Source organism: Streptomyces racemochromogenes (assembly GCF_044129415.1).
GTDB lineage: Bacteria > Actinomycetota > Actinomycetes > Streptomycetales > Streptomycetaceae > Streptomyces > Streptomyces racemochromogenes_A.
The window spans coordinates 1-24,777 of the sequence record NZ_JBBDHD010000105.1; the positions used below are offsets into that span (position 1 = coordinate 1).

General features: G+C 72.9%; 25 protein-coding genes and 1 pseudogene. 18 read left to right on the plus strand and 8 right to left on the minus strand.

Features of this window, described 5'->3' with window-relative positions; translation table 11 throughout:
* Window positions 1–137 precede the first annotated feature (137 nt).
* From alr to WDV06_RS28675, 4 genes and pseudogenes are all read left to right on the plus strand, one after another.
* Window positions 138–914, plus strand: a pseudogene (gene alr / locus WDV06_RS28660) (alanine racemase); the annotation flags it as partial.
* 40 nt (window positions 915–954) lie between these two features.
* Window positions 955–2,139, plus strand: a complete 1,185-nt coding sequence (locus tag WDV06_RS28665) for an alpha/beta fold hydrolase (RefSeq protein ID WP_395512700.1) — start codon at window positions 955–957, stop codon at window positions 2,137–2,139.
* Window positions 2,096–2,656 (plus strand): tRNA (adenosine(37)-N6)-threonylcarbamoyltransferase complex ATPase subunit type 1 TsaE, encoded by a 561-nt coding sequence (gene tsaE, locus WDV06_RS28670; protein ID WP_395512701.1) that lies wholly within the window; start codon window positions 2,096–2,098, stop codon window positions 2,654–2,656. The genes WDV06_RS28665 and tsaE overlap by 44 nt, the downstream gene beginning before the upstream one ends.
* Window positions 2,657–2,826: 170 nt before the next feature.
* Complete coding sequence (locus WDV06_RS28675) at window positions 2,827–3,009, plus strand: hypothetical protein (RefSeq protein WP_395512702.1); 183 nt, start codon at window positions 2,827–2,829, stop codon at window positions 3,007–3,009.
* A gap of 67 nt (window positions 3,010–3,076) precedes the next feature.
* Here the strand turns inward: WDV06_RS28675 and WDV06_RS28680 are convergent, their stop codons facing one another.
* Window positions 3,077–3,643 carry a hypothetical protein gene (locus tag WDV06_RS28680; protein WP_395512703.1) on the minus strand — a complete coding sequence of 189 codons (567 nt, stop codon included), beginning with the start codon at window positions 3,641–3,643 and terminating at the stop codon, window positions 3,077–3,079.
* Window positions 3,644–3,809: 166 nt separating this feature from the next.
* Here WDV06_RS28680 and tsaB point away from each other — a divergent pair, with 166 nt between their 5' ends.
* From tsaB to WDV06_RS28705, 5 genes are read left to right on the plus strand one after another with little or no spacing between them, the layout of a single operon-like run.
* Entirely contained in the window at window positions 3,810–4,472 is a 663-nt protein-coding gene (gene tsaB, locus WDV06_RS28685) for a tRNA (adenosine(37)-N6)-threonylcarbamoyltransferase complex dimerization subunit type 1 TsaB (RefSeq protein WP_395512704.1), read from the plus strand.
* Complete coding sequence (rimI, locus tag WDV06_RS28690; RefSeq protein WP_395512705.1) at window positions 4,469–5,056, plus strand: ribosomal protein S18-alanine N-acetyltransferase; 588 nt, start codon at window positions 4,469–4,471, stop codon at window positions 5,054–5,056. Before tsaB ends, rimI begins: the two co-directional genes overlap by 4 nt.
* Window positions 5,046–6,200, plus strand: coding sequence for a tRNA (adenosine(37)-N6)-threonylcarbamoyltransferase complex transferase subunit TsaD (gene tsaD, locus WDV06_RS28695; protein ID WP_395512706.1), 1,155 nt, complete (start codon window positions 5,046–5,048; stop codon window positions 6,198–6,200). The genes rimI and tsaD overlap by 11 nt, the downstream gene beginning before the upstream one ends.
* Window positions 6,201–6,217: 17 nt before the next feature.
* Window positions 6,218–6,478: a hypothetical protein gene (locus WDV06_RS28700; protein ID WP_395512721.1), complete on the plus strand. Its 261-nt coding sequence runs from the start codon at window positions 6,218–6,220 to the stop codon at window positions 6,476–6,478.
* Window positions 6,479–6,535: 57 nt separating this feature from the next.
* Window positions 6,536–7,441: a hypothetical protein gene (locus WDV06_RS28705; RefSeq protein ID WP_395512707.1), complete on the plus strand. Its 906-nt coding sequence runs from the start codon at window positions 6,536–6,538 to the stop codon at window positions 7,439–7,441.
* Between the two features lie 116 nt (window positions 7,442–7,557).
* On the opposite strand, the gene WDV06_RS28710 is transcribed toward WDV06_RS28705, so the two are convergent.
* Window positions 7,558–8,730 (minus strand): THUMP-like domain-containing protein, encoded by a 1,173-nt coding sequence (locus WDV06_RS28710; protein ID WP_395512708.1) that lies wholly within the window; start codon window positions 8,728–8,730, stop codon window positions 7,558–7,560.
* Between the two features lie 90 nt (window positions 8,731–8,820).
* Here WDV06_RS28710 and WDV06_RS28715 point away from each other — a divergent pair, with 90 nt between their 5' ends.
* Window positions 8,821–9,774, plus strand: a complete 954-nt coding sequence (locus WDV06_RS28715) for a polysaccharide deacetylase family protein (protein ID WP_395512709.1) — start codon at window positions 8,821–8,823, stop codon at window positions 9,772–9,774.
* Window positions 9,771–10,658, plus strand: a complete 888-nt coding sequence (locus tag WDV06_RS28720; protein WP_395512710.1) for a polysaccharide deacetylase family protein — start codon at window positions 9,771–9,773, stop codon at window positions 10,656–10,658. The genes WDV06_RS28715 and WDV06_RS28720 overlap by 4 nt, the downstream gene beginning before the upstream one ends.
* Before the next feature lie 30 nt (window positions 10,659–10,688).
* On the opposite strand, the gene WDV06_RS28725 is transcribed toward WDV06_RS28720, so the two are convergent.
* The 3 genes from WDV06_RS28725 to WDV06_RS28735 all read right to left on the minus strand — a co-directional run bounded on the left by WDV06_RS28725 (window position 10,689) and on the right by WDV06_RS28735 (window position 14,383).
* A complete protein-coding gene (locus WDV06_RS28725) occupies window positions 10,689–12,095 on the minus strand; it encodes an FtsW/RodA/SpoVE family cell cycle protein (RefSeq protein ID WP_395512711.1) in 1,407 nt (468 codons plus the stop codon).
* A gap of 225 nt (window positions 12,096–12,320) precedes the next feature.
* Entirely contained in the window at window positions 12,321–13,691 is a 1,371-nt protein-coding gene (locus WDV06_RS28730) for a sensor histidine kinase (protein ID WP_395512712.1), read from the minus strand.
* A gap of 5 nt (window positions 13,692–13,696) precedes the next feature.
* Window positions 13,697–14,383, minus strand: coding sequence for a response regulator transcription factor (locus tag WDV06_RS28735; RefSeq protein ID WP_395512713.1), 687 nt, complete (start codon window positions 14,381–14,383; stop codon window positions 13,697–13,699).
* Between the two features lie 285 nt (window positions 14,384–14,668).
* Between WDV06_RS28735 and groES the strand changes: the two genes are divergently transcribed.
* Both groES and groL read left to right on the plus strand, forming a co-directional pair.
* The gene (gene groES, locus WDV06_RS28740; RefSeq protein WP_030230757.1) at window positions 14,669–14,977 is read left to right on the plus strand and encodes a co-chaperone GroES; all 309 of its coding nucleotides are present in this window, start codon (window positions 14,669–14,671) and stop codon (window positions 14,975–14,977) included.
* Between the two features lie 110 nt (window positions 14,978–15,087).
* A complete protein-coding gene (gene groL / locus WDV06_RS28745) occupies window positions 15,088–16,716 on the plus strand; it encodes a chaperonin GroEL (RefSeq protein ID WP_395512714.1) in 1,629 nt (542 codons plus the stop codon).
* A 117-nt stretch (window positions 16,717–16,833) separates the two neighbouring features.
* Here the strand turns inward: groL and WDV06_RS28750 are convergent, their stop codons facing one another.
* Together WDV06_RS28750 and WDV06_RS28755 are read right to left on the minus strand one after the other, a co-directional pair.
* Entirely contained in the window at window positions 16,834–17,532 is a 699-nt protein-coding gene (locus tag WDV06_RS28750; protein ID WP_395512715.1) for an ester cyclase, read from the minus strand.
* A gap of 87 nt (window positions 17,533–17,619) precedes the next feature.
* On the minus strand, window positions 17,620–18,393 hold the full coding sequence (locus tag WDV06_RS28755; protein ID WP_395512716.1) for an SDR family NAD(P)-dependent oxidoreductase: 774 nt from the start codon (window positions 18,391–18,393) through the stop codon (window positions 17,620–17,622).
* Between the two features lie 109 nt (window positions 18,394–18,502).
* On the opposite strand from WDV06_RS28755, the gene WDV06_RS28760 reads away from it, so the two are divergent.
* Window positions 18,503–19,399: a LysR family transcriptional regulator gene (locus tag WDV06_RS28760; protein WP_395512717.1), complete on the plus strand. Its 897-nt coding sequence runs from the start codon at window positions 18,503–18,505 to the stop codon at window positions 19,397–19,399.
* A gap of 64 nt (window positions 19,400–19,463) precedes the next feature.
* Here the strand turns inward: WDV06_RS28760 and WDV06_RS28765 are convergent, their stop codons facing one another.
* The gene (locus tag WDV06_RS28765; protein ID WP_395512718.1) at window positions 19,464–19,790 is read right to left on the minus strand and encodes a WhiB family transcriptional regulator; all 327 of its coding nucleotides are present in this window, start codon (window positions 19,788–19,790) and stop codon (window positions 19,464–19,466) included.
* Window positions 19,791–20,169: 379 nt separating this feature from the next.
* Between WDV06_RS28765 and WDV06_RS28770 the strand changes: the two genes are divergently transcribed.
* From WDV06_RS28770 to WDV06_RS28785, 4 genes are all read left to right on the plus strand, one after another.
* The gene (locus WDV06_RS28770) at window positions 20,170–20,781 is read left to right on the plus strand and encodes a response regulator transcription factor (protein WP_003948568.1); all 612 of its coding nucleotides are present in this window, start codon (window positions 20,170–20,172) and stop codon (window positions 20,779–20,781) included.
* A gap of 342 nt (window positions 20,782–21,123) precedes the next feature.
* Complete coding sequence (locus tag WDV06_RS28775) at window positions 21,124–21,753, plus strand: sigma-70 family RNA polymerase sigma factor (RefSeq protein WP_395512719.1); 630 nt, start codon at window positions 21,124–21,126, stop codon at window positions 21,751–21,753.
* Between the two features lie 120 nt (window positions 21,754–21,873).
* Window positions 21,874–23,373, plus strand: coding sequence for an IMP dehydrogenase (gene guaB / locus WDV06_RS28780; protein ID WP_395512720.1), 1,500 nt, complete (start codon window positions 21,874–21,876; stop codon window positions 23,371–23,373).
* 157 nt (window positions 23,374–23,530) lie between these two features.
* The gene (locus WDV06_RS28785; RefSeq protein ID WP_045949019.1) at window positions 23,531–24,655 is read left to right on the plus strand and encodes a GuaB3 family IMP dehydrogenase-related protein; all 1,125 of its coding nucleotides are present in this window, start codon (window positions 23,531–23,533) and stop codon (window positions 24,653–24,655) included.
* Window positions 24,656–24,777: the final 122 nt, after the last annotated feature.

Below are 24,777 nucleotides of genomic sequence, written 5' to 3' on the forward strand. Positions count from 1 at the left end.
CGCCCGGGGGGGGGGGGGGGGCGGCGGGGGGGGGGGGGGTGTTTTTTTTTGGGGGGGGGGGGTCGGGGCGGGGGGGGGCGGGGGGGGGGGGGGGGGGGGGGGGGGGGGGGGGGGGCCGCGCGCCCCCCCCCCCCCCCGGCCGCACCGCCCGGATCCAGCTCAAGGCCGACACCGGCCTCGGCCGCAACGGCTGCCAGCCCGCCGACTGGGCCGAACTCGTCGGCGCGGCCGTCGCCGCCCAGGCCGAGGGCACCGTCCAGGTCACCGGCCTCTGGTCGCACTTCGCCTGCGCCGACGAGCCCGGCCACCCCTCCATCCGGCTCCAGCTCGACGCCTTCCGCGACATGCTGGCCTACGCGGAGAAGGAGGGCGTCGACCCCGAGGTCCGGCACATCGCCAACTCGCCGGCGACCCTCACCCTCCCCGAGTCCCACTTCGACCTCGTCCGCACCGGTCTGGCCGTCTACGGAGTCTCGCCCTCGCCCGAGCTCGGCATCCCCGCCGAACTCGGCCTGCGGCCCGCCATGACCCTCAGGGCCTCCCTCGCGCTGGTCAAGACCGTCCCCGCCGGCCACGGCGTGAGCTACGGCCACCACTACGTCACGGCATCCGAGACGCACCTCGCGCTCGTCCCCGCCGGCTACGCCGACGGCATCCCGCGCAGCGCCTCCGGCCGCGGACCCGTGCTCGTCGCCGGGAAGATCCGCCAGGCCGCCGGGCGGATCGCCATGGACCAGTTCGTCGTCGACCTCGGCGAGGACCTCGCCGCGCCCGGTGACGAGGTCGTCATCCTCGGTGACGCCGAGCGCGGCGAGCCCACCGCCGAGGACTGGGCTCAAGCGGCGCACACGATCGCATATGAGATCGTCACCCGTATCGGAGGTCGGGTGCCCCGGGTCTACCTCGGCGGCTGAGGCTGAGTGAGGACGGCGACGGCGTGAGCGGGAACGTGTCGTGAGCGAGAACTGGCGCAAGGCCGGCTGGGCCGGCGCCGCCATCGGTGTCATAGCGGCGGGCGCCGCGGCCGGTGTCGCCGTCGAACGGATCACCGTGGGCCGCGGCATCCGCCGCAAGGCGCGCCTGGCGCTGGACGCCGCGGGGGACTACGGCTCCCTGCGCGGGACCGCGGGCACCTGCCCCGCCGAGGACGGCACCGAGCTCTACTACGAGGTCGACGAGACGGAGGAGCCGACGCCCCCCGGCGGTGCGAAGCGCCGGCTGCGCCGCAAGGCCGCGGCCCCGGCCACTGTGGTGTTCTGCCACGGCTACTGCCTCAGCCAGGACTCCTGGCACTTCCAGCGCGCCGCCCTGCGCGGGCTCGTCCGCGCCGTCTACTGGGACCAGCGCAGCCACGGCCGCAGCGCCCGGGGCCTGGCCCAGGCCGACGGCGAGCCCGTCACCATCGACCAGCTGGGCCGCGACCTCAAGGCCGTCATCGACGCCGCCGCGCCCGAGGGCCCGCTCGTCCTCGTCGGCCACTCCATGGGCGGCATGACCGTCATGGCCCTCGCCGAGCAGTTCCCGGAGCTGGTGCGCGAGCGCGTCCTCGGCGTGGCCCTGGTCGGCACGTCCAGCGGGCGGCTCGACGAGGTCACGTACGGGCTGCCGTCCATCGGGCAGGGGGCCGTGCGCCGCCTCCTGCCGGGCGTGCTCAAGGCCCTCGGCTCCCAGGTGGAGCTGGTGGAGAAGGGCCGCCGGGCCACCGCCGACCTCTTCGCCGGCATGATCAAGCTCTATTCGTTCGGCTCCCGCGAGGTCGACCCCGGCGTCGCGCGCTTCGCCGAGCGGCTGATCGAGGCCACCCCGATCGACGTGGTCGCCGAGTTCTACCCGGCCTTCCAGGTCCACGACAAGAGCGCGGCCCTCCAGGGGTTCGCCGACATCCCCGTCACCGTCATCGCCGGGGACCGGGACATGATCATCCCGCCCGGGCACAGCGTCGCCATCAAGGAGGAGCTGCCGGCCGCCGAGCTGGCGGTGCTGGACGAGACCGGGCACCTGATGATGCTGGAGCGCCCCGAGATCGTGACGGGCCTGCTCACCGGCCTGCTGGAGCGCGCCGGAGCCGTCCCCGCACCGACTAACGTTGGGGCGCATGGAAGACGTACAGCGGGAAGCGCCGCGCAGCCCGGCCGCTGAGGCCCTGGCCGAGGCCGCCGCCGAGACCCTGATCACCGTCGACTCGCCCGCCTCCATGCAGGAGCTGGGCCGCAGGATCGCCGGCCTGCTGCGCCCCGGCGACCTGGTCCTGCTGACCGGTGAGCTCGGCGCGGGCAAGACCACCCTGACCCGGGGGCTGGGGGAGGGGCTGGGCGTGCGCGGGGCCGTGACCTCGCCGACCTTCGTGATCGCCCGGGTGCACCCGTCCCTGGGCGACGGGCCGCCGCTGGTGCACGTGGACGCGTACCGGCTCGGCGGCGGGCTGGACGAGATGGAGGACCTGGACCTCGACGTCTCGCTGCCCGATTCCGTGGTCGTCGTGGAGTGGGGCGACGGCAAGGTGGAGGAGCTCTCCGACGACCGGCTGCACGTGGTCATCGGGCGGGCGGTCGGCCACGAGGAGGTCCTGGACGACGTGCGCGAGGTCGCGCTGCGCGGCGTGGGCGCCCGGTGGGAGCAGGCCGGTCCGGAGCTGGCGCGGCTGGCGCCGGCGTAGCCGGGCGGGCGGGCCCACCACCGGCGGGCTCGCCGTCGGCCGGTTCACCGACGGGGTACCGACAACCCGTCGGGAAAACGTTGCGCGGGTACGGGCCGGCGTGATGACATGGTACCGAGCGCTGGTTAGGTGTACCTAAGTTCGGCGTCCCGGGGTCTCAGGAGGCAGCCATGTCGGCAGCAGGAGCAGAGCGAGCGCCCGTCGTGTCCATGCGGGCCCTGCTCGCGGCGGGCGCGGCCGCCACCGCGGTGTCCACGCCGCCCGCCCGCCCGGAACCGGACCCCCGGGACCCCGCGGCCGAGGACGCGGCGGACGCCGAACGGGCCGCCCCCGCGGAACCGGAAGCGGCCTGACGCCCGCGGGAGCCGGCGCGCGGTACCCACGTACGGGTGAAGGGTCTGCCCGGAAGCGCGGGCCGGTCTACTGGACGACGACGATCTTCGAGTTGTAGAGCGCGAAGGCCCACATGGCGTCGCCGTCCGCACGCGACATCCGGATGCCGCCCGTCTTCTTCGACGGGTCCGGCTGCGGCAGCTGCCCGTCGACGCGGGCGCTGAAGCCGATCCCGATGCCCTCGGTGCTGCTCGCGAACCGGACCACGTGCTCGATCGGCACCCCGTCCGAGCCGGTGACCGTGCCCGCCCGGGAGTTGACCAGGTAGCTGCCGGGTGCCGGGTGCACCGTGCTCGGCACCACCGTGAAGGTCTTCGGCTCCTTGCCGTCCTCCGTGACCAGCCACACCCGCCGCTGCGACACCGAGTACACGACCCGCTGCCCGGTCCCCGACGCGGCCGGCAGGGCCGCCGGCTTCGCCGCGTCCTGCTGCGCCGGGGCCTGGGGCTGCGGCTGCCCCTGCGCCGGCGCCTGCCCGGCGGCCTTCGCCGGGTGCGCGGGAGCGGTCGCGTGCGCCTGGTAGCCGAGGAAGCCGATGGCGGCGATCGCCGCGACCGTGAGGCCGGCCACGATTCCCGAGCTGCTGCGTGCCACCTTGCTCCACCTCTCCGCGCCTGCGCGTGCTGGTTCCTGCTGCGTTGCGAAGCCGCGCGTCCCGGCGCTTCGTCGCCGCGTCGCACTGCCGGTCGAAAGGTAGCAGCCGGACCCCCGCTCCGACCGGCCGCAAGGCCCGGGGGCCCGGGAGTCGTAGGCTGTTCGCGTGCTCTTGCTCGCCGTAGATACCGCCACGCCCGCCGTCACCGTCGCCCTGCACGACGGGGAGTCCGTCCTGGCCCAGTCCCACCAGGTCGACGCCCGCCGCCACGGGGAGCTCCTGCTGCCCTCAGTGGACCGGGTCCTCGCCGAGGCCGGGGTGAAGCTCGACGCCCTCACCGGCATCGTCGTCGGCGTCGGCCCCGGCCCCTACACCGGGCTGCGCGTCGGACTCGTCACCGCCTCCACCTTCGCCGCCGTCCTCGGCATCCCCGTCCACGGCCTGTGCACCCTCGACGGGCTCGCCTACGCCGCGGGCACCGCCGGCATCGAGGGCCCCTTCACCGTCGCCACCGACGCACGGCGCAAGGAGGTCTACTGGGCGCGCTACGAGGACCCGCGCACCCGCGTCGGCGAGCCCGCCGTCGACCGCCCGGCCGACATCGCCGAGCAGGTCGCCGGCCTCCCGGCCGTCGGCCAGGGCGCCCGTCTCTACCCGGAGGTCTTCACCGACGCCCGCGACCCCGAGCACCAGTCGGCCGCCGCTCTGGCCGGCCTGGCCGCCGAACGCCTCGCGTCTGGCGCCGCCTTCCTCCCCGTGACGCCGCTCTACCTGCGCCGCCCCGACGCCCAGGTGCCGAAGAACTACAAGGTGGTCACCCCGCAGTGACCGCCCCGACCGCTGTGCTCCGCGAGATGCGCTGGTGGGACATCGCACCGGTGCTGGAACTGGAGCACGAGCTCTTCCCCGAGGACGCCTGGTCGGCCGGGATGTTCTGGTCCGAGCTCGCCCACGCGCGCGGCCCGCACGCCAGCCGCCGCTACGTCGTCGCCGAAGACCCCGCCTCGGGGCGCATCGTCGGCTACGCGGGACTGGCGGCCTCCGGCGACCTGGGCGACGTACAGACCATCGCGGCGGCCAAGGACCAGTGGGGCACCGGACTCGGAGCCCGGCTGCTCACCGAACTGCTGCGCGCCGCGACCGCCTTCGAATGCGCGGAGGTGCTGCTGGAGGTCCGGGTCGACAACACCCGGGCCCAGCGGCTCTACGAACGCTTCGGCTTCGAGCCGATCGGCTTCCGGCGGGGCTACTACCAGCCGGGGAACGTCGACGCGCTGGTCATGCGCCTGACGGACCCCGCCCGCACGGCCGCCCCGGCCGGCGAGTCGGCCGAAGCCACCGGCACCGCCCCGGCCGACCCCACCACCGAGACCACCGAACACCCTGAGAGCAGTGAGACCCATGGCAGCTGACGAACCCCTCGTCCTCGGCATCGAGACCTCCTGCGACGAGACCGGCGTCGGCATCGTCCGCGGCACCACCCTGCTGGCCGACGCGGTCGCCTCCAGCGTCGACGAGCACGCCCGCTTCGGCGGGGTCGTGCCCGAGGTCGCCTCCCGGGCCCACCTGGAGGCGATGGTCCCCACCATCGAGCGCGCCCTGAAGGAGGCCGGCGTCAGCGCCCGCGACCTCGACGGCATCGCCGTCACCGCCGGCCCCGGCCTCGCGGGCGCGCTGCTGGTCGGCGTCTCGGCGGCGAAGGCGTACGCCTACGCGCTGGGCAAGCCGCTCTACGGGGTCAACCACCTCGCCTCGCACATCTGCGTCGACCAGCTGGAGCACGGCCCGCTGCCCGAACCGACCATGGCCCTGCTGGTCTCCGGCGGCCACTCCTCGCTGCTCCTCGCCCCGGACATCACCAGCGACGTCCGCCCCCTCGGCGCGACCATCGACGACGCGGCCGGCGAGGCCTTCGACAAGATCGCCCGCGTGCTCCAGCTGGGCTTCCCCGGCGGGCCGGTCATCGACCGGCTGGCCAAGGAGGGCGACCCCCGGGCCATCGACTTCCCGCGCGGGCTGACCGGGTCGCGCGACCCGGCGTACGACTTCTCCTTCTCCGGCCTCAAGACGGCCGTGGCGCGCTGGATCGAGGCGAAGCGGAACGCGGGCGAGGAGGTGCCGGTGCGTGACGTGGCGGCGTCCTTCCAGGAGGCCGTGGTGGACGTGCTCACCCGCAAGGCGATCCGCGCGTGCAAGGACGAGGGCGTGGACCACCTGATGATCGGCGGCGGCGTGGCGGCCAACTCCCGGCTGCGGGCGCTGGCGCAGGAGCGGTGCGACGACGCGGGCGTCATCCTGCGCGTGCCGCGGCCCAAGCTGTGCACCGACAACGGCGCGATGGTCGCGGCCCTGGGCGCGGAGATGGTCAAGCGGAACCGTCCGGCCTCGGACTGGGACCTGTCGGCGGACTCCTCCCTGCCGGTGACGGACCCCCACGTCCCGGGCACGTCCCACGAGCACGGTCAGGGCGACGGCCACGGGCACGGCCACTCCCACGGACACGCGCACTCCCACGACCACGTGCACGAGCTCAGCAAGGACAACCTCTACTCGTGAACACCGTCATCGCGCTGATGTGGGAGGCCCGGGCCGTCGAGGGCCGGGGCAACGAGCTGCTGGAGTGGGCCCGGGCCCAGATCCTCGCCCGGGAGCCGCTGCGCCGCGAGGTGCTGCGTGCCCCGCAGGACCGGGTCCTCGTGATCACGTGGTGGCCGGCCCCGGAGGGGGGCTCCGCGGAGGAGCTGCCCGAGCTGCCGGAGCCCGCCGCCGACCTGATCACCCGGCCCGTGCACCGCTGGCACTTCGAGTCCGTCGAGGTCACGCAGGGCGGCTGAGCGGCGGTCGAGGAGCGCTGCGGTGAAGCTCCACGGGGCGCCGCTAGGGTCATGCGCATGCCTAGGCCGTCTCTTACGGATCCTGCCGGGCCCGCGTCGGCCGGCACCGCACCTCGCCGCGTTGGCGGAGCACCCGCGTACGTCCCGTACGAGGGCGCCCCGCCGACACGGCGATGCGCGGCACCGCACGACGCGGGTTCGACCGGCACGATCCGAGGGAGACGGCCCAGCCGTCGTGACCTGCCGCCCCCGCCGCCGCCCGCGCACCTGCGCGAGTGGCTGGACGAGCGCGTCGTACGGGCCGACCGCGCGCGCCACCTCGCCGACCTGAGCCGCCGCAGCCTGGGCCTGGGGCGGCTGGCGCTGCTGTGGGTGCTGGCGGCGGTCTTCGCGGTGGGCTGGACCTTCGTGAGCACGGCCGTGATGACCTTCGAGTCCGGCGCCGGGCCGGAGCGCCTCTTCGGGGCCGTCTTCGCCCTGATGGGGCTGGGGGTCCTGGTGCCGGCCGGCTACTGCTTCGTCCGCGGGGCCCGGCAGGAGCGCCGGGTGCACCGGCTGCTGTGCGCGTGGGCCGTCGCGGACGAGGGGCCGGGGGCGGGCGCGGGGCTGCGCGCCCCGGTCCGGAGCGCGGTGTGGCTGCTGGCCTCGCTGTCGCTGGGCGCGCTCGGCTTCTGGACGGCCTTCACCGCGGCGGCGGGCGCCCGGCCGGGCACGGACACCGTCGGGGAGGTCGCGTACTCCATGGGCCTCGGCCTGATCCTGTGGATCACCGCCCTCCTGGGCCTGGCCAAGGCCGCCACCCACTACAGCTGGTCCCTCCGCACCCGCCGGGCCGCCCGCCCGGGGCCGGCTCCCCGGTCCCCCGCTCCCGGCCCGGCCCGCTCCCGCCCGGAGCCCGGCCAGGCCGACGCCCCCGCCCCGGGCCGTCCCCGCCCGGCCCGCTCCCGCCTCGCGGGCGTCTGAGACGCGGCACCCGCCCACCGCGGGACCCTCCGCGCGACGGCGCCGCCCGCGCGACGGCGCCGCCCGCGTGACGGTGCCGCGCCGACCGCACCCCGCCCGGCCGGGCACGGGCCCCGCTACGCCACCGGGGCGCCGATCAGCATCGCCGGCGCCCCGCCCACCCGGGTCAGGAAGACCGTCGCCGCGTTCGGACCCGACGGCTTCACCTTGCGCCGCAGCTCCTCCGGCTCGATCGCGGACCCCCGCTTCTTCACCGTGAGCACCCCCACCTCCCGCTCCCGCAGCAGCGCCTTCAGCTTCTTCAGCCCGAACGGCAGCACGTCCGTGATCTCGTAGGCCGTGGCGTACGGCGTCGGCCGCAGCTCGTCGGCCGTGATGTACGCGATCGTCGGGTCGATCAGCCGCCCCGCGAGCCGCTCCGCCACCTCGGCCACCAGGTGCGCCCGGATCACCGCCCCGTCCGGCTCGTAGAGCCAGCGGCCCACCGGCCCCGCCTCGGGGTCCGGCAGCGGCTCGGCGGTGCGCAGCCCGACGGGTCCCGGCAGCAGGGTGGCCCGTACCGTGCCGGGGGCGGTGCCGAACCACAGCACGGCCTCCTTCACGTCCCCGTGGTCCGAGATCCACTCCGCCTCGGCCTCCGCCGGCACCGCCTCGTGCGGAATCCCGGGCGCGATCTTGATGGCGGCGTGGCGCGCGGCCCGCGCCGCCCCGACCGCCCACGACAGCGGCGGCGAGTACGCCTCCGGGTCGAAGATCCGCCCGCGCCCGCCGCGCCGCGCCGGGTCGATGAACACGGCGTCGTACGAGGAGACGTCGACCGTCGTCACGTCCGCCTCCCGGACCTCGATCAGGTCCGCCAGCCCCAGCGCCTCGGCGTTGGCCCGCGCGACGGCCACCGTCAGCGGGTCGAGGTCCACCGCCAGCACCCGGATCCCGCGCCGTGCCAGCGCCAGCGCGTCCCCGCCGATTCCGCAGCACAGGTCCGCGACGCTGCGCACGCCCAGCTCGGCGAGGCGCTCGGCCCGGTACGCGGCCACCGACGCGCGGGTGGCCATCTCCCCGCCGCCGGGGGTGAAGAACATCCGGAACGCGTCTTCGGCCCCGAACTTCGCCACCGCCCGCTGCCGCAGCCGGGCCTGCCCCAGCGCGGCCGACACCAGCCCGGCGGGGTGCTCGCGGCGCAGCCGGGTGGCCACGGCCAGCTCCTGGGCGGGGTCGTAGTCGCGGAGCGAGTCGAGGAGCGTGCGGCCCTCGGGGGTGAGGAGCGCGGCGAAGTCTTCGGGAGTCACGGCCCCATTGTCGGCCAGTCGGTGGACGGGAGGGCTCCGGCCGTGGTGTCGAGCGGGGAGCCGGGCCGCGTGGTGCGAGGATCCGCTGCTATGCAGCTAGTACGACAAAAGGGAAATTCCACGCAGTTTGGTCACCGGCCCGCGGCCCGTCCGCGCGCCCGGTACGGGGTGGCCGCGGCCGCGCTGCTGGTCGCCGCCCTGGGCACGGGGTGCGGCGCCGCGGACCCGGCCGCGCCGGTCAAGGGCAAGGCCGGCCAGTCCGCCGCCGAGGCCGGCTCCGGCGCGGCCGGCGCCCTCGCCAACTCCGCCGAGAAGCTCAAGGCGGCCCAGGCGGCCCGCGCCGCCATGGCGAAGAAGTGGGGACTGGCCAAGACCCCGCTCATGGCTCCGGCCGGCCCGAAGGCGAAGCCCGAGATCACCACCCGCGAGGGCTTCGAGGTCGAGGGCCAGGACGAGCTGCCCCCGGTCTTCACCACCGTCCCGACCGAGGACAAGGTGGTCTTCCTGACCGTCGACGACGGCGCCGAGAAGGACCCCGAGTTCATCCGGATGATGCAGGAGCTGAAGATCCCGTACACGGCGTTCCTCAGCGACTACCTCGTGCGGGACAACTACCCGTACTTCAAGGAGATGCAGGCCGCCGGCGTCACCCTGAACAACCACACCCTCAACCACCGCTACATGCCCGGCCTCAACTACGAGCAGCAGCGCGAGGAGATCTGCGGCCAGCAGGACACCATCCAGAAGCAGTTCGGCGAGCGGCCCCGGCTCTTCCGGCCGCCGTACGGCAACTACAACCAGGACACGCTGCGCGCGGCGAAGTCCTGTGGCATCAAGGCGGTTCCCCTGTGGAACGCGGAGGCCTTCCCGAACCGGATGGACTACCGTGAATGGGACAGGGACCTCCACCCCGGCGACATCATCCTCACGCACTTCCGGGGTCGTGAGGACTGGAAGGGCACGATGCCTGACATGATCCGTCATGTCATGAAGACCGTCACGGACAAGGGGTACGCCGTGGCCCGCCTGGAGGATTACCTGTGAAGTACGCGCGCCGGCTGGTAGCCGGGACGCTGACGGCCGGCGCGCTCGCGCTGTCCCTGTCGGGATGCGGGAACAGCGTGGATCCGATCGAGAGACTGGGCCGCAAGGCCACGCAGACGGGGGGCCCTTCGGCCTCCCCGTCCGCCAAGGCCTCTGCGGCCGCCTCGGCCCAGGCGGGCACCCCGGGCGACGAGGCGTACCGCAAGTGGGGGCTGACCGCCCCGCTGCAGTACGCCCCCAAGCCCGCGCAGAAGCCCCGGCTCCCCCAGCCGGCGGGGCCGGGCAAGCCGGTGGTCGTGGACCGAATACCCGTGGCGCCGAACGACAAGGTCGTCTTCCTGACCTTCGACGACGGCGCGGAGAAGGACCCCGAGTTCCTGAAGATGGCGGCGGACCTGAAGCTGCCGATCAGCATGTTCCTCACGGACAACGTGGCGTCGTCGGACTACGGCTACTTCGAGAAGCTCCGCGACAACGGCTCGAACAGCACGGTGAACAACCACACGCTGACGCACCCCAACATGCGCACGCTGGCGTTCGCGGCGCAGAAGAAGGAGATATGCGGCCAGCAGGAGCGCCTGGAGAAGCGCTTCGGCAAGCGCCCGGTCCTCTTCCGCCCGCCCTTCGGCAACTACAACGACGACACCCTGAAGGCCGCCTCGGAGTGCGGCATCGGCACGGTCGTTCTGTGGCGGGAGTCGATGCAGATAAACGACTTCCAGTACGCCGAGGGCTCGGCCCTCAAGCCCGGCGACATCATCCTCGCCCACTTCCGCGGCCCGTCGGAGCTCAAGGGCGCGTCGGAGATCCACATGGTGACGCGGATGCTCCAGCACATACAGGAACAGGGCTACACGGTGGGCCGTCTGGAGGACTACCTGTAGGGGTACGGGGCTCGGCGCGGGCGGGGGCGCCTACCGGACTCCCGCTCCCGCCACCACCGGGGTGATCGTCGTTTCCACCGGGCCGCGGGCGTCCGCTTCCCGTTGGCGTTCCGCGCTGTCGCTGATGCGCAGCAGGAGGGCGATCATGATCCAGTTGGCCAGCAGGGACGAGCCGCCCTTCGCCAGGAAGGGCAGGGCCTTGCCGGTGAGGGGGATCAGGCCCGTCACGCCGCCGGCGACCACGAAGACCTGGAGGGCCAGCGCCGAGGCGAGGCCCACGGCCAGCAGCTTGCCGAACGGGTCCCGCGCGGCCAGCGCCATCCGCAGGCCCCGCTGTACGAGCAGCGCGTACAGCAGCAGGACGGCCATGACCCCCGCCAGCCCGAGCTCCTCGCCCACCGTCGTCAGGATGAAGTCGCTGCGCCCCGCGAACTTGATCAGCTCGGGGTGGCCCATCCCCAGGCCGGTGCCCGAGACGCCGCCCGTGCCGAAGCTGAACAGGGCCTGCGCCGACTGGTCGGAGGTGACCCCCGGCGGGCGGTTCTCCCAGTAGTAGGACAGCGGATTGAGCCAGGCGGCCACACGCGCCTTGACGTGCGGTTCGGTCGAGCCGACCACGAAGGCGCCGCCCGCCGCCATGACCAGGCCGCACACGATCCAGCTGGTGCGCTCGGTGGCCACGTACAGCATCACCACGAACACGCCGAAGAAGATCAGCGAGGTGCCGAGGTCGCGCTCGAAGACCAGCACCAGCAGCGAGATGATCCACACCGTGATGATCGGCCCGAGCTGACGCATCGGAGGCAGCCGCATGCCCAGGAACCTCCGGCCCGTCAGGGCCAGCGAGTCCCGGTGGACGACCAGGTAGCCCGCGAAGAAGATCGCGATCATGATCTTCACGAACTCGCCCGGCTGGAGCGAGAACCCGAACAGGATGATCCAGCGCTTCGCGCCGTACGTGTCCGCGCCGAAGAACGCCGGCGCGATCAGCAGCACCAGCGCGACGGCCATCGTGATGTAGATGAACCGCTGGAGCAGCCGGTGGTCCCGCAGCAGCGCCACCACCAGCAGGCAGGCGGCGACCCCGACCACCGTCCACATCAGCTGGCCGGGCGCGTTCGCGTCCGACCCGTAGCGCTCGATGTACCCCTGGTCGAGCCGGTGGATCAGGACGAGCCCCAGCCCGGTCAGCAGCATGGCGAGCGGGAAGACCAGCGGATCCGCGTACGCCGCGAACCGGCGGATGCCGAGGTGTCCGACCAGCGAGAGCAGGGTCATGCTGATCACGAAGCTGGTGAGGTGCTGCGGCAGCTCGCCGTTCATGGCCAGGCCCGCGCTGACGTGCCCGAAGACGGCGATGCCGACGACGAACACGAGCAGGAGCGCTTCGGTCCGGCGGCGGGCTCCCGCCACCGTCAGCGGCCTCAGTCCGCGCACGGGACGCCGCCACCGTCGACGGAGTCCTGACCCGCCCGCGAAGGAGCCCGCGAAGGAGCCCGCGAAGGAGCCCGCGAAGGAGAAGGAGACGCTGCGCCCGGTGCACTCGGGGTCGCAGGGGCGGTCCGCGGACCGATCTGCTCGGCAATGAGGCGCTTTATCTTCATATCGTCTATGACGTTGACGGCCTCCCGATGGTTCCTTCCGAAGCCCTCGACGGGCGGCTCAGCGCCTCCCCGACGGGATCCGCAGCTCCAGCAGCGCGCCCCCGTCCGGGGCGCCCAGCGCGCGGACCTCGCCCCCGTGCGCCCGGGCGATCTCACGTGCGATGGCCAGGCCCAGGCCGGTGCCGCCGCTGGCGCGGCCCCGGTCCGCGTCGAGCCGTACGAACCGCTCGAAGACCCGGTCCCGGTCTGCCTCCGGGATCCCCGGACCGTCGTCGGCCACCTCCAGCACCGCCCACCCGTCCCGCGCGGCGGCACGCACCACGACCCCGCCCGCCGCGTAGCGCAGGGCGTTGTCCACGAGGTTGGCCAGCGCCCGCTCCAGCCGCGCCGCGTCCCCGTACGCCGGGACCGGAGCCGGGGCCTCCACCCGTACCGGCACCCGGGGCGCGGGCCGCCGCGCCGCGTCCTCCGCGGCCAGCAGCGCCAGGTCCACGGGCTCGCGGCGCGGCGCGGGCCCCCCGTCGAGCCGGGCCAGGAGCAGCAGGTCGGCGGCGATCCGCTGGAGCCGGTCGGTGTCGGCCAGCGCGGCGGCCACCGACGCCCGGTCGGGCCGCTCCCTCGCGAGGGCCACCTCCAGCCGGGACCGGACGGCGGCCAGGGGGTTGCGCAGCTCGTGCGAGGCGTCGGCGGTGAACTGCCGCTGCCGCGCGTCGGAGCGCTCCAGCCGGTCGAGGGTGTCGTTGACGGTCCGCGCCAGTCGGGCGATCTCGTCGGCCCCGCCCGGATCGGGGACGCGGCGGTCCAGCTCGCTCGCCGTGACCGCGGCCAGGCCGGAGCGGATCGCGGTGACGGGGCGCAGGGCGTGCCCGGTGGCCCACCAGGCGAGGGCCGCGGCGAAGGCGGTCATCGGGGGCGCCCCGGCGAGCAGTCCGACCGCGACGGCCCGTGTGGCGTCGTCCACGTCGCCGAGCGCGGTCATGGCGTACACGGTGTGCGGGGCGGCCGGGTCGTGCGCCCCGGGCGGGCCGGGGGCCGCGACCGCGACGACCACGCGCCGCTGCGCGCCGGGGTGCGCGGGCGGCAGCACGGTTGAGCGGGAGTCCTGCCCGGGGCCGGGGCGCAGCCCGTCCAGGCGGGGGACGTCCCGGGGCTCCCCGCCGGCGGCGGTGCTGGCGACGGTGCGGCCCCGGGCGTCCCGGACGAGGACCAGGTCGACCCCGCTCTCCGGCGCGGGCAGCCGGCCGCCCGGCGGGAGGGTCCGGGTGTCGACCTGGGCGGCGACCTTCCGGGCGGCGAGCTCGGTGCGGCCGGTGGTGTTGTCGAGGAGGTTGCCGCGCATGAGGGTGTACAGCCACAGGCCGCCGGTGGCGAGCACCGCGGCCATCGCGAGGGCGGCGGCGAGCGCGGTCCGCGCGCGCAGGCTGCTCACCACGGTCAGCCGCCGTCGGGGGCCAGGCGGTAGCCGGTGCCGTGGACGGTGAGGATGGAGCGGCGGCCGAAGGGGGTGTCGATCTTCCTGCGCAGCGAGGAGACGTACACCTCCACGATGTTGGGGTCGATGCCGTCCGGGGAGTCCCAGACCTCGTCCAGGATGTCCTGTTTGGCGACGGCCCGCCCGGGGCGCTCCATCAGGCAGGCGAGGACGCCGAGCTCGCGGGCGGTGAGCTCGATGTCCCGGTCGCCGCGGCGGCAGCGGCGGTCGTGGGGGTCGAGGACCAGGTCCCCGGCCCGGAGCACGGCGGGCGTGTTCCCGGGGCCGGCGGCGCGGCGGGCGAGGGCGCGCAGGCGGGCGCCGAGGACGACGAAGGAGAAGGGCTTGGTGAGGTAGTCGTCGGCTCCGGCGTCGAGCCCTTCGGCCTCGTCGTACTCGCCGTCCTTGGCGGTGAGCACCAGGACGGGGGTGGGGTCGCCGTGGGCGCGCATCCGGGTGCAGATCTCGGCGCCGCCGGGGCCGGGGAGCATGAGGTCCAGCAGGACGACGTCGTACGGGCCGCCGGTGAGGGCCAGTTCCAGGCCCCGGTGTCCGTCGTGGGCGACCTCGACGCGGTGGCCCTCGGCGGACAGGCCCTGCCGGAGGGACTCGGCCAGGTTCTCTTCGTCTTCGACGACCAGGATGCGCACGCGCCAAGCCTCACATACCGGGCGCCGGAGCCCGCGGGGCCGGATGCGGGGGAGGGCCGGGTTTGGGCCAAACGGGGCGACCCGCGGCCGGAATGCGTGGAACCGGCGGAGCGTGTTGGCACTCCGCTTGACCGAGTGCTAATCGCCGGAATAGTGTCACACCTGGCACTCGCCACCGGTGAGTGCCAACACAGCGACAGGCAGGTCCGGCACCCGCGACGACGGATCGACCTGGTCGCCACCTCAGACAGTTAACCCCGGATCTCCGAAGGGGGAGGTCGGATCGTGACGACCGCCAGCTCCAAGGTTGCCATCAAGCCGCTTGAGGACCGCATCGTGGTCCAGCCGCTCGACGCCGAGCAGACCACGGCCTCCGGCCTGGTCATCCCGGACACCGCGAAGGAGAAGCCCCAGGAGGGCGTCGTCCTCGCGGTCGGCCCGGGCCGCTTCGAGGACGGCCAGCGTCTCCCGCTGGACGTCTCCGTCGGCGACATCGTGCTGTACAGCAAGTACGGCGGCACCGAAGTGAAGTACAGCGGCGAGGAGTACCTCGTCCTCTCGGCCCGCGACGTGCTCGCGATCGTCGAGAAGTAATCACTTCTCACGCATTGCTTTGAACTGCGCCCCTGGTCACCCCGCTGCTTGCCGGGCGGCGAGGGGCGCGGTTCGTTAACCCGAGTTTTCGAGAGGGCTGAACCGCTCCCATGGCGAAGATCCTGAAGTTCGACGAGGACGCCCGTCGCGCCCTTGAGCGCGGCGTCAACAAGCTTGCCGACACGGTGAAGGTGACGATCGGCCCCAAGGGCCGCAACGTCGTCATCGACAAGAAGTTCGGCGCGCCCACCATCACCAACGACGGTGTCACCATCGCCCGCGAGGTCGAGCTGGACGACCCGTACGAGAACCTCGGCGCGCAGCTCGTGAAGGAGGTGGCGACCAAGACCAACGACATCGCGGGTGACGGCACCACCACCGCCACCGTGCTCGCCCAGGCGCTCGTCCGCGAGGGCCTGCGCAACGTCGCCGCCGGCGCCTCCCCGGCCGCCCTGAAGAAGGGTATCGACGCCGCGGTCAAGGCCGTGTCCGAGGAGCTCCTCGCGACCGCCCGCCCGATCGAGGACAAGTCGGACATCGCCGCCGTGGCCGCGCTCTCCGCGCAGGACGCCCAGGTCGGCGAGCTCATCGCCGAGGCGATGGACAAGGTCGGCAAGGACGGTGTCATCACCGTCGAGGAGTCCAACGCCTTCGGCCTGGAGCTGGAGTTCACCGAGGGCATGGCCTTCGACAAGGGCTACCTCTCCCCGTACATGGTCACCGACCAGGAGCGTATGGAGGCCGTCCTCGACGACCCGTACATCCTGATCAACCAGGGCAAGATCTCCTCCATCCAGGACCTCCTGCCGCTGCTGGAGAAGGTCATCCAGGCGGGTGGCTCCAAGCCGCTGCTGATCATCGCCGAGGACGTCGAGGGCGAGGCGCTCTCCACCCTCGTCGTCAACAAGATCCGCGGCACCTTCAACGCGGTCGCCGTCAAGGCCCCGGGCTTCGGTGACCGTCGCAAGGCGATGCTCCAGGACATGGCCACCCTCACCGGTGCCACCGTCATCGCCGAGGAGGTCGGCCTCAAGCTCGACCAGGCCGGTCTGGACGTGCTGGGCACCGCCCGCCGCGTGACCATCTCCAAGGACGACACGACCATCGTCGACGGCGGCGGCAACGCCTCGGACGTCGCGGGCCGCGTCAACCAGATCAAGGCCGAGATCGAGGCCACGGACTCGGACTGGGACCGCGAGAAGCTGCAGGAGCGCCTGGCGAAGCTCGCCGGCGGCGTCTGCGTCATCAAGGTCGGCGCCGCCACCGAGGTGGAGCTCAAGGAGAAGAAGCACCGTCTGGAGGACGCCATCTCCGCGACCCGCGCCGCGGTCGAGGAGGGCATCGTCTCCGGTGGTGGCTCCGCGCTCGTCCACGCCGTCAAGGTCCTGGAGGGCAACCTCGGCCTGACCGGCGACGAGGGCACGGGTGTGGCGGTCGTCCGCCGCGCCGCCGTCGAGCCGCTGCGCTGGATCGCCGAGAACGCCGGCCTTGAGGGCTACGTCATCACCTCGAAGGTGGCGGAGCTGGAGAAGGGCAACGGCTTCAACGCCGCGTCCGGCGAGTACGGCGACCTGGTCAAGGCCGGCGTCATCGACCCGGTCAAGGTCACCCGCTCCGCGCTGGAGAACGCCGCTTCCATCGCCTCCCTGCTGCTCACGACCGAGACCCTGGTCGTCGAGAAGCCGGCCGAGGAGGAGGCCGACGCCGGTCACGGCCACGGCCACGGTCACAGCCACTGAGGCTGATGCCTGAGGGTTAGCCGCACGAGAAGGCCCTGGTCACCGCTGCAACGCGGGGGTGACCAGGGCCTCTTGCGTACGGGGCGCACCGTGCGCGCGGGCCGGTGCGCCGGCCGGCTACTCGGGAAGCATGCCCATCTGGCGCATCAGGCCGGGGGCGTCGTAGTACCACCAGCCCTCGGCGATCCGGCCGTTGGCGAGGCGGAAGGTGGTGCAGCCCGACATGGTCACTTCCCTGCCCGTCGGGGCGACCCCCATGAACTCGCCCTTCTGGGTGCCCTTCCAGTTCCAGAGGGTCGTGACACAGTCGCCTTCGGCGATCTGCCGGGTCTGGTCGAAGGAGAAGTCGAAGGCGTCCCTCCACATGGTGATGGTCTGCCGCATGCCGTCGCGGCCGTCGCTCTGCCCCTCGCTCTCCATGATGTCGTGGTCGGTGTAGTCCGCCGCCAGGCACTCGTCCAGCGCGGCGAAGTCGCCCTTGAGGATGCACTCCTCGAACATCCGGTTCACGACGAGCTTGTTGAGGTACTCGTCGCGCACCACGTCGAGGTTCATGAACGTGGGCATTCCCTCGCAGAGGGCGACCATCTCCTGGAACATCCGGTCGGTCTCCGGGAGGTGGGAGTTCTTCATCGCCTCCTCGTACGAGGGGAATTCGACGAGGTCCACGTAGTGGGTCTGGGAGTCGCGGTCCTTGCCGATCATGGTGTGGGTGACCGTGCGCCTGCCGCTGGTCTGTTCCGCGTAGCGGTCGATGAGGGCGTTCATCTCGTCGAACCGCCTGGTTTCGTAATCGATTACCTGTACGAATGTCATCGCGTCGCCTCCCGCGGTGGATGAGACACGTCCAGTTTAGGGAGATTCCACCCTTTTGATCCGATTACCGATGGGTCGTACGGGGCATCATTGCGGGCCGTACTTGCGCCCCGTACGGGAGGACACGCCGCCGAGCAGCCCGCGCGGCGTCAGCTTCACCACGCCCATCAGCGCCTTGTACCGCGGGTCCGGGATCGAGACCGTCTTCCCGCGCGCCAGGTCGGCCAGCGCGGCGGAAACCAGCTTGTCGGCGTCGAGCCACAGCCAGCCCGGGATGTTGTCGGTGCCCATGCCGGCCCGCTGGTGGAACTCGGTCCGGACGAAGCCGGGGCACAGCGCCATCATCCGCACCCCGCTCCCGGCCAGGTCCCGGGCCGCGCCCTGGGTGAACTGCACGACCCAGGCCTTGCTGGCGCCGTAGGTGCCGCGCGGGACGAAGGCGGCGACCGAGGCGACGTTGACGACCCCGCCGCGGCCGCGCGAGCGCATGGACGCCGTCGCCGCCGAGGTCAGCCGCAGCACCGCCTCGACGTGCACCTTCAGCATGGCCAGCTCGTCGGCGAGGGAGACCTCCAGGAAGCGGCCCTTGTTGCCGAAGCCCGCGTTGTTGACCAGCAGGTCCACCGGGTGCGTCCGGTCCCCCAGCCGGGTCTCGACCGCGGCGATGCCCTCCTCCGTGGAGAGGTCGGCGGCCAGCACCTCGGCCTCGATGCCGTGCCGGTCGTGCAGCTCCGTGGCCTGTTCGGCCAGCCGCTTCGTGCCCCGGGCCACCAGGACGAGGTTGTGGCCCTGGGAGGCGAGCCGCCGGGCGAAGGCGGCGCCGATGCCCGCCGTGGATCCAGTGATCAACGCAGTCGTCATGTGCGCAAAATAGCCGCCCGCGCCGGCTCCCGTACCCCCCGAGGGCCTCCTTCTCAAAGTCACGCCTGGGCGGGGCCGCCGCGGCAAAAGGCGGGCTTATGCTCGAAGGGTGATTGAGGCCCGCCACCTGCGGATCCTGCGCGCTGTCGCCGGGACCGGTTCCTTCTCCGCCGCCGCCCGTGAACTCGGCTGCACCCAGCCCGCCGTCTCCCAGCAGATGAAGGCGCTGGAGCAGTCGGCCGGCACCCCGCTGCTGGTCCGTACGGGTCGTGAGATGCGGCTGACCCAGGCGGGGGAGGCCCTGGTGCGGCACGCCGCCGGGATCCTGGCGGGGCTGACCGCCGCCGAGGAGGAGGTCGCGGCCATCGCCGGGCTGCGCGCCGGGCGGGTACGGCTGGTCTCCTTCCCCAGCGGCAGTTCCACCTTGGTGCCGACCGCGCTCGCGGCGATGCGCGCCGAGCACCCCGGGACCCGCATCTCCCTGGTGGAGGCGGAGCCGCCGCGCTCGGTGGAGATGCTGCGGGAGGGGGAGTGCGACCTGGCTCTGGCCTTCCGCTACGCCGGCGCCGCGGCCGTGGCGGAGTGGGAGGACCTCGTGGTCACCCCGCTGCTGACGGACCGGCTCGTGGGGCTCGTGCCCGAGGGGCACCGGCTGGCCGGCGCCGGGCGGGTGGGCATGGCCGACCTGGCGGACGAGCCGTGGATCGCGGGCTGTCCGCGCTGCCGCCGCCATCTGGTGGAGGTGTGCGAGGGCGCCGGCTTCACCCCGCGCATCGACTTCGCCACCGACGACTACCCGGCCGTGGTCGGCCTGGTCGGCGCGGGGCTGGGCGTGGCGGTGCTGCCGGAGCTGGCGGTGGAGTCCGTACGGGCGAAGGGTGTGAGCACCCTGGCCGTGGAGCCGGCGGTGGAGCGGGAGGTCGTGGCGCTGACGCTGCCCGACCTGGCCCGCGTGCCGGCGGTGGCGGCGACCCTGGGTGAGCTGGTGCGGGCCGCCGCCCGCTGACGGTCGGAGCCGGGTCGGGGAGCGATGAGAAGAAACGTTCCTTCGTCCGGTCGGCGCGGCGCGGTCAGTGCGGTGTGGCAGGGCTGATCGTGCTGGTGGCCGGGATCAGGCGGTGTCGCGCGCGGCCCATCAGTTCCTCGCGTTCGTCCTCGGTGAGGCCGCCCCACACCCCGTAGGGCTCGCGGACGGCGAGTGCGTGCGCGGCGCATTCCGAGCGCACCGGGCAGCGCATGCAGACCTCTTTAGCCGAGGCCTCGCGCGCACTCCTGGCCGCGCCCCGCTCGCCCTCCGGGTGGAAGAAGAGGGAGCTGTCGACTCCGCGGCAGGCCGCGAGCAGCTGCCAGTCCCAGAGGTCGGCGTTCGGTCCGGGGAGGCGGGAGAAATCTGCCATGAGTATTCCTCTTGGTGCCGGTACTGAGGCGGATACGGTCCATGTCTCCACACCTACTGTCGTAGTAGATGTAAATATGACTCATTGGGAATCTAGCCTCAGTCACGTGCCAAACGGAAGGAAAGCCGCCAAATAGGGCATAGCGCCAGATGGAGGACGCGCGGCGGGTGGCTCCAGCGTCGTGATCGCTTCCTCACGTAGAGTGCCGAAGGTGTCCGTCCGACCCGTAACTCTTTCGAGTGACCATCGTTGAGAGAGCGAGTGCGGTTGAAACGAGAAGTTCCCGGACAGGTGTCCGAGGACGTCGACCGCACAGGTGACGATACGTACCAGCCTGGAGGCTCAAGGTGACGCGCATCAGCAGCTGCGGAGGGCGGTCATGACTTCCGTCCTCGTCTGCGACGACTCCCCGCTTGCCCGAGAGGCGCTCCGTCGCGCGGTTGCCACCGTGCCCGGCGTCGAGCGTGTGACGACGGCTGCCAACGGCGAGGAAGTCCTCCGCCGCTGGGGTGCCGACCGCTCCGACCTGATTCTGATGGACGTACGGATGCCCGGCCTCGGCGGTGTCGAGACCGTCCGCCGGCTCCTGTCCGCCGACCCGGGCGCCCGCATCATCATGCTGACGGTCGCCGAGGACCTGGACGGAGTGGCCCTCGCGGTCGCCGCCGGCGCCCGCGGCTACCTGCACAAGGACGCCTCGCGCGCCGAGCTGCGGGCCACCGTCACCCAGGCGCTCGCCGACCCGACCTGGAGGCTGGCCCCGCGCCGGCTGCGCTCGGCCGAGATGGGCGCCGCGCCCACCCTCACCGCGCGCGAGATCCAGGTGCTGGAGGGCATGAGCCACGGCCGGTCCAACGCGGAGATCGGGCGCGAGCTCTTCCTCTCCGAGGACACGGTCAAGACGCACGCCCGCAGGCTGTTCAAGAAGCTCGGCGCCTCGGACCGGGCGCACGCCGTGGCGCTCGGCTTCCGCTGGGGCCTCGTCCGCTGACCGCGGGAGTGGCCTCCGGGTGTCCGGAGCGGTCCCGTCCGCCGATGGCGGGCGGGGCGGCAGGCCCCCCGGGGGTGACGGGATGCGAAAGTCCCGTCCCGACCGGTGTCCCGTCGGGGATTGGCGGGGCACAATCCGGGGGACGTGTCGCTTCGGGCGCGATGCCGCATCCTTGATGGTGTGCCGCATTCTTGGAGAGGTCGAGTCCTCGGGGACGACGATTCGGGCCGAGCGGAGGGGAGGGCGCAGAAGATGGGTTCCGGCGCACCCGCTCATAACGCTTCGACGCACAACACGGACCGCGATGCCACGAACGCTCCGGCGCCAAGGCACCATGGATTGATGCGCGACGACGAGGCCCTGGGGTCAGCCCCGGCCACAGGCCCCACCGGCGCCGCCAAAGGCGGCAACGCCGGAGCCGTCAGCGCGCTCGTGCGCCGCGCGGTCGACGGCGACGAGCAGGCCACGCACGATCTGCTGGCCTTCGTGCACCCCCTGGCCCTCCGCTACTGCCGAACCCGGCTGTCGCGGCTGCCGGGAGACGCCCGTCACTTCGTGGAGGACCTCGCGCAGGAGGTGTGCGTCGCCGTCCTGATGGCGCTGCCCCGCTACCGGGACACCGGGCGCCCCTTCGAGGCGTTCGTCTTCGCCATCGCCGCGCACAAGGTCGCCGACCTCCAGCGGGCCGCCATGCGGCACCCGGGAAGCACCGCCGTGCCGTCCGACGAGATGCCCGAGCGGCCGGACGACTCGCTCGGCCCCGAGGAGCGGGCCCTGCTCAGCAGTGACGCCGCCTGGGCCAAGAAGCTGCTGGCCAACCTGCCCGAGAACCAGCGCGAGCTGCTCGTCCTGCGGGTGGCCGTGGGCCTGACCGCGGAGGAGACCGGGCAGATGCTCGGCATGTCCCCGGGCGCCGTGCGGGTCGCGCAGCACCGCGCGCTGAGCCGGCTGCGCGCGCTCGCGGAGCAGTAGCCCCCTTTTTTCGCTGTAGGAAGCTACGAAACTCCTGGTTGACCTTGGTCGTGGAATGAGACGCCTCGGTATCCCGTTAGCATGGACATCCGCGCTGAGCAAGACCATTGGGAAGGTGTCATGACCGCCGACGGAGTACCCGACAAATTCGCCGCGCTCGGACTGACCTACGACGACGTGCTGCTGCTGCCGGGCGCGTCGGACATGGCTCCGGACGAGATCGACACTTCCTCCCTCATCTCGCGCAACGTCCGCGTGAACGTTCCGCTGCTGTCCGCGGCCATGGACAAGGTCACCGAGGCCCGGATGGCCATCGCCATGGCCCGCCAGGGCGGCGTCGGCGTCCTGCACCGCAACCTCTCCATCGCCGACCAGGCCAACCAGGTCGACCTGGTCAAGCGCTCCGAGTCCGGCATGGTCACCGACCCGATCACGGTGCACCCGGACGCGACGCTGCGCGAGGCCGACGAGCTCTGCGCCAAGTTCCGCATCTCCGGCGTCCCGGTCACCGACCCCGCCGGCAAGCTGCTCGGCATCGTCACCAACCGCGACATGGCCTTCGAGTCGGACCGCAGCCGCCAGGTGCGCGAGGTCATGACCCCGATGCCGCTGGTCACCGGCAAGGTCGGCATCTCCGGCGTGGACGCCATGGAGCTGCTGCGCCGCCACAAGATCGAGAAGCTTCCGCTGGTCGACGACGCGGGCGTCCTCAAGGGCCTCATCACGGTCAAGGACTTCGTCAAGGCCGAGAAGTACCCGAACGCCGCCAAGGACAAGGACGGCCGCCTGCTGGTCGGCGCCGCCGTCGGCGTCGCCGGCGACGCGTACGAGCGCGCCCAGGCCCTGATCGAGGCGGGCGCCGACTTCATCGTCGTCGACACCGCCCACGGCCACTCCCGCCTGGTCGGCGACATGGTCGCCAAGATCAAGTCGAACTCCTCGGTCGACGTCATCGGCGGCAACGTCGCCACTCGCGACGGCGCCCAGGCCCTGATCGACTCGGGCGTCGACGGCATCAAGGTCGGCGTCGGCCCCGGCTCCATCTGCACCACCCGCGTCGTCGCCGGCATCGGCGTCCCGCAGGTCACCGCGATCTACGAGGCCTCGCTGGCCGCCAAGGCCGCGGGCGTCCCCGTCATCGGCGACGGCGGCCTCCAGTACTCCGGCGACATCGCCAAGGCCCTGGTCGCGGGCGCCGACACCGTGATGCTCGGTTCGCTGCTCGCGGGCTGCGAGGAGTCCCCGGGCGAGCTGCTCTTCATCAACGGCAAGCAGTTCAAGTCGTACCGCGGCATGGGCTCGCTCGGCGCGATGCAGTCCCGCGGCGACCGCAAGTCCTTCTCCAAGGACCGCTACTTCCAGGAGGGCGTCGGCGGCGATGACAAGCTGATCCCCGAGGGCATCGAGGGCCAGGTCCCCTACCGCGGCCCGCTGTCCGCGGTGGTCCACCAGCTCGTCGGCGGCCTGCGCCAGTCGATGTTCTACGTCGGCGGCCGTACGGTGCCGGAGCTCCAGGAGCGCGGCCGGTTCGTCCGGATCACCTCGGCGGGCCTCAAGGAGAGCCACCCGCACGACATCCAGATGACGGTCGAAGCGCCGAACTACTCCCGCAAGGGCTGAACACGATGACCGCCCGGAGGGGCGGGCCCGCCCGGGCCCGCCCCTCCGGCGCGTCCGCACCGGGTTCGCGGGTGCGTCCGTACAGCGGTCATCGGAACGCGGGTCCCCGGCGTTCGGGGATACTGGACGGGCAGACCCAGAGGAAAGGCCACCACACGTGACTGAGATCGAGATCGGGCGCGGCAAGCGCGGCCGCCGGGCGTACGCCTTCGACGACATCGCCATCGTCCCCAGCCGGCGTACGCGGGACCCGAAGGAGGTCTCGATCGCCTGGCAGATCGACGCGTACCGCTTCGAGCTCCCCTTCCTGGCCGCCCCCATGGACTCCGTGGTCTCCCCGCAGACCGCCATCCGCATCGGCGAGCTCGGCGGCCTGGGCGTGCTGAACCTGGAAGGCCTGTGGACCCGCTACGAGGACCCGCAGCCGCTGCTCGACGAGATCGCGGAGCTGGACGAGGAGGCCGCCACCCGCCGCCTCCAGGAGATCTACGCCGCGCCGATCCAGGCCGACCTGATCGGGCAGCGCATCAAGGAGGTGCGCGACTCGGGCGTCGTCACCGCCGCCGCGCTCTCCCCGCAGCGCACCGCGCAGTTCTCCAAGGCCGTCGTGGACGCGGGCGTCGACATCTTCGTCATCCGCGGCACCACCGTTTCGGCCGAGCACGTCTCGGGTGCCGCGGAGCCGCTGAACCTCAAGCAGTTCATCTACGAGCTCGACGTCCCGGTCATCGTCGGCGGCTGCGCCACCTACACGGCCGCCCTGCACCTGATGCGCACCGGCGCCGCGGGCGTCCTCGTCGGCTTCGGCGGCGGCGCCGCGCACACCACGCGCAACGTGCTCGGCATCCAGGTCCCGATGGCCACGGCCGTCGCGGACGTGGCCGCGGCCCGCCGCGACTACATGGACGAGTCCGGCGGCCGCTACGTGCACGTCATCGCCGACGGCGGCGTCGGCTGGTCCGGCGACCTGCCCAAGGCCATCGCCTGCGGCGCGGACGCCGTGATGATGGGCTCCCCGCTGGCCCGTGCCACCGACGCGCCCGGCAAGGGCCACCACTGGGGCATGGAGGCCGTCCACGAGGACGTGCCGCGCGGCAAGAAGGTCAACCTCGGCACGGTCGGCACGACCGAGGAGATCCTCACGGGCCCGTCGCACACCCCGGACGGCTCGATGAACCTCTTCGGCGCCCTGCGCCGTTCGATGGCCACGACCGGCTACAGCGAGCTCAAGGAGTTCCAGCGGGTCGAGGTCACGGTCGCGGACTCGCAGCACCGCCGCTGACCCGTCTCCTTTCCGTACGTACGCCGGAGGGGGGGGGGCCCCCCCCGGGGGGGGGGGGGCCGGGCGGGGGCGGCCGCGGGGGCGGGGGGGGGGGGGGCGGGCGGGGCCGCCCCCGCGCGCGG

Bases quoted from the DNA above. Each gene is read 5' to 3' on its own strand.
- tsaE (WP_395512701.1), top strand. From the start codon at position 2,096: ATGGAAGACGTACAGCGGGAAGCGCCGCGCAGCCCGGCCGCTGAGGCC.
- WDV06_RS28675 (WP_395512702.1), top strand. From the start codon at position 2,827: ATGTCGGCAGCAGGAGCAGAGCGAGCGCCCGTCGTGTCCATGCGGGCC.
- tsaD (WP_395512706.1), top strand. From the start codon at position 5,046: ATGGCAGCTGACGAACCCCTCGTCCTCGGCATCGAGACCTCCTGCGAC.
- WDV06_RS28700 (WP_395512721.1), top strand. From the start codon at position 6,218: ATGTGGGAGGCCCGGGCCGTCGAGGGCCGGGGCAACGAGCTGCTGGAG.
- WDV06_RS28705 (WP_395512707.1), top strand. From the start codon at position 6,536: ATGCCTAGGCCGTCTCTTACGGATCCTGCCGGGCCCGCGTCGGCCGGC.
- WDV06_RS28715 (WP_395512709.1), top strand. From the start codon at position 8,821: ATGCAGCTAGTACGACAAAAGGGAAATTCCACGCAGTTTGGTCACCGG.
- groL (WP_395512714.1), top strand. From the start codon at position 15,088: ATGGCGAAGATCCTGAAGTTCGACGAGGACGCCCGTCGCGCCCTTGAG.
- WDV06_RS28750 (WP_395512715.1), bottom strand. From the start codon at position 17,532: ATGACATTCGTACAGGTAATCGATTACGAAACCAGGCGGTTCGACGAG.
- WDV06_RS28755 (WP_395512716.1), bottom strand. From the start codon at position 18,393: ATGACGACTGCGTTGATCACTGGATCCACGGCGGGCATCGGCGCCGCC.
- WDV06_RS28765 (WP_395512718.1), bottom strand. From the start codon at position 19,790: ATGGCAGATTTCTCCCGCCTCCCCGGACCGAACGCCGACCTCTGGGAC.
- WDV06_RS28770 (WP_003948568.1), top strand. From the start codon at position 20,170: ATGACTTCCGTCCTCGTCTGCGACGACTCCCCGCTTGCCCGAGAGGCG.
- WDV06_RS28775 (WP_395512719.1), top strand. From the start codon at position 21,124: ATGCGCGACGACGAGGCCCTGGGGTCAGCCCCGGCCACAGGCCCCACC.
- guaB (WP_395512720.1), top strand. From the start codon at position 21,874: ATGACCGCCGACGGAGTACCCGACAAATTCGCCGCGCTCGGACTGACC.